At 54.2% G+C, this 1432-nt stretch carries 1 pseudogene; it reads left to right on the top strand.

The annotated features are described in order from the left end of the window. Positions 1–213: 213 nt before the first annotated feature. Positions 214–1050, top strand: a pseudogene (locus tag AB0J06_RS26310) (helix-turn-helix domain-containing protein); the annotation flags it as partial. Positions 1051–1432: the final 382 nt, after the last annotated feature.

The following is a 1432-nucleotide window of genomic DNA, read 5'->3' as shown; positions in this document are numbered from 1 at the left end:
GGGGAACTTTCGTATTTGTTGGAGGGGGGGCATATCCGTTATTTGGGTGATGGCTTGTATTGGTTCCGCTCTTACAGCGGCTCACTTTTGAAAAGCGCAAAAGTAAGCAAAACGCTCTTGCCGGTATGACTCACCCACATGGGTTACAAATTAGTTCACGCACATAGGTAACAGTTTTTTAACTGGCAGGGTCGATTTCGCGAGGATCTGACCATGCCCTGGAAAGAGCTGAAACCTATGGACCTCAGAGTGAAGTTCATCGCCGACTATTTGGAGGACGAGCACAGCTTTAGCCAGCTGTGCCTGGACCATCAAATCAGTCGCAAGACTGGCTATAAATGGGTCGAGCGCTACAAAGCGGAGGGGCCCAGAGGCCTCGAAGAGCGAAGTCGCAGCCGCCACAATCAGACGTATGTGGTCCCTTTTGCTGTCCGGCAGGCAATTATTGAATTGCGTTCGACTGGAGAAACGGTTCCCGGCCCGAAGAAGATCCAGAACGACTTGATACGGCGTTTTCCTGGGCAGAACCCACCCTCAAAAACCACCATTTACAACATCCTCAAGGCCGCTGATTTGATCACGCCTCGGCAATTGCGCCCGCGTGTAGCTGTCTATCCCAAGCCTTTACGTAAGGCAGAAATCCCCAACCAGCTTTTCAGCGCTGATTACAAAGGGCAATTTCTGACAGGGGCAGGTGTGTGGTGTTATCCGTTGACGATAATGGATCACGCGAGTCGCTTTTTACTGGCCTGCGAGAGTATGGCCAGCACCAATTTCAAGGAAACCCAGCAAACCTTCGAGCGGGTTTTCCGCGAATATGGGCTGCCTGAGCGCATCCGTACCGACAACGGTGTGCCGTTTGCCAGCACGGGCCGTGCCGGGCTGTCGCAGCTATCGATCTGGTGGCTACGACTTGGGATCATTCCTGAGCGAATTGAACCGGGCCGCCCTGATCAGAACGGGCGCCACGAACGTATGCACAGGACGCTGAAAAGTACGTTACCCCAACCACCGGCGGTTGCGTGGGATGCTCAGCAGCGTCACTTTGATCGCTTCGTGCAGCACTATAATTACGAGCGTGGACACGAGGCTCTTGGGCAGAAAACGCCAGCCTCGTGTTACATGCCTTCAACACGAGTCTATCCGGAGCGGTTGCCGGAGATGGGCTATGCGAGTCATGTCGAGTGTTACCTGGCAGACAGTAGTGGGATCATCAATCGAGCAGGTCTAAGGATTTATGTTGGTAATTTGCTGAGCCATCAAACCATCGGAATGGAGATGATCAGTGATGGCATATGGAATGTGATCTTCGGTCCGGTGATCTTGGGCCGAGTAAACCGGTGGGGTCTCAAGGGCCAGCTTCTCCAACGCCGCCCGCGCCTCGTCGGAGAGGTTCTCGGGGACCGTCACCTCGACGGTGACCAGCAGGTCG

This window comes from Micromonospora sp. NPDC049679, from assembly GCF_040659735.1.
GTDB lineage: Bacteria > Actinomycetota > Actinomycetes > Mycobacteriales > Micromonosporaceae > Micromonospora_I.
Note: the sequence above shows the minus strand (reverse complement) of the source record. Positions and strands in the feature narration are given on the sequence as shown.